This window comes from Streptomyces tailanensis (genome assembly GCF_008386495.1).
GTDB classification, from domain to species: Bacteria; Actinomycetota; Actinomycetes; order Streptomycetales; family Streptomycetaceae; genus Streptomyces; species Streptomyces tailanensis.
This window is the reverse complement of record NZ_VTHJ01000135.1, coordinates 1-1,503: the sequence shown is the minus strand read 5'-3', so window position 1 is coordinate 1,503 and position 1,503 is coordinate 1. Positions and strand designations below refer to the sequence as shown.

Genomic DNA, 1,503 nt, shown 5'->3' with positions numbered 1-1,503 from the left:
CCACGTGGAACTGTTTGCCCGAGAAATTGATCTTCATGCCGTGGGTGAGGTGGCCGCCGTGCGCCAGGTCCAGGCCGAGGATCGTGTCGCCGGGCTGGGCCAGCGCGAAGAGCGCCGCCTGGTTGGCGGAGGCGCCCGAGTGGGGCTGGACGTTGGCGTACTCGGCGCCGAACAGATCCTTGACCCGGTCGATGGCGATCTGCTCGGCGATGTCGACGTGCTCGCAGCCGCCGTAGTAGCGGCGGCCGGGGTAGCCCTCGGCGTACTTGTTGGTCAGGACCGAACCCTGCGCCTGCAGCACGGCGACCGGCGCGAAGTTCTCCGAGGCGATCATCTCCAGGGTGGACTGCTGGCGCCCCAGCTCCGCGTCGACCGCGGCGGCGACCTCGGGGTCGAGCTCGTGCAGGGGCTGGTCGAACAGGGTCATCGGCGGTCTCCTTGCGTGTGGGCACAGTGGGCGGCGTAGGCATCGGGGGTCAGCACGCCGGCGATGTTCTCGACCCGCAGCCGGAACAGCCAGCCGCCGGTGTAGGGGGCGGCGTTGACGACGCCGGGGTCGTCGGCCAGCACGGGGTTGACTTCCAGGACCCGGCCCGAGGCGGGGGCGTACAGGCCGCTGACGGCGGTCCGTGACTGGATCTGTCCGCAGCTCTCCCCCGCCTCGACCCAGGAACCGACCGCGGGCAGCCGGAGGTCGACCACGTCACCGAGGGCCTGCGCCGCGAACGCGGTGATGCCGACGGTGGCGTTGCCCTCGTCCACGACGAGCCACTCGTGGTCCCAGGTGTACCGCAGGTGCCGCGGAATGCTCGTGGCGGTCTCTTCTGCGGATTCCAGGGAGAGTTGACGCCCGGGGTTCATGACACGACGGCTGCGGCGGCGGGGACGAGGGTGCGGCGGAGCCGGTTGAAGAACTTCGGCTGGTTGAGGGAGAGGACGGCGACGGGGGTGCCCTCGCGCCGGTAGACGGCCGTGAAGGCGCGGCTGTCGACGTCGCCTTCGACGATCTCGGGCTCGGCGCCGGGGGCGACGTATCCGGCGACCTGGATGCGGGCCTGGTACTGGTCGGACCAGAAGTACGGCGGGGTGTGCGGGGCGGGGGCCGAGACACCGGTCAGGAGTGTGCGGGCGGCGGTCTTCGCCTGTTCGGTGGCGTTGCTCCAGTGCTCGATGCGGGCGTGCCGTCCGGTGAACGGGTGGGGGCAGCGGGCGACGTCACCGACGGCGACCACGCCCGGGACACCGGTCGAGCAGCCGGAGTCGCACACCACTCCGTCGTCCACCTGCACGCCGGAGCCGGCGAGCCAGTCGGTGTTGGGCCGCACGCCCACGCCGGCCACGACGATGTCGGCGGGCAGCACCCGCCCGTCGGCGAGCCGTACGCCGGTGACCCGACTCTCGCCGATCAGTTCCGCCACGCCGGTTCCGCACAGCAGCTGAACGCCGTGATCGCTGTGGAGCGAGGAGACCACCAGCCCCATCTCACGCCCGAGTTGGCGCTCC

2 protein-coding genes and 1 pseudogene are annotated in these 1,503 nt (G+C 71.5%); all 3 read right to left on the bottom strand.

Annotated features, from left to right (window positions below; translation table 11 throughout):
* A pseudogene (locus F3T56_RS49125) lies at positions 1 to 427 on the bottom strand (serine hydroxymethyltransferase); the annotation flags it as partial.
* Complete coding sequence (gcvH, locus tag F3T56_RS45035; RefSeq protein ID WP_149831248.1) at positions 424 to 861, bottom strand: glycine cleavage system protein GcvH; 438 nt, start codon at positions 859 to 861, stop codon at positions 424 to 426. The pseudogene F3T56_RS49125 and the gene gcvH, both read right to left, overlap by 4 nt.
* Positions 858 to 1,503, bottom strand: a 646-nt coding sequence (locus F3T56_RS45030) for an NAD(P)/FAD-dependent oxidoreductase (protein WP_172639485.1), incomplete at its 5' end; no start/stop codon positions are given. The genes F3T56_RS45030 and gcvH, both read right to left, overlap by 4 nt.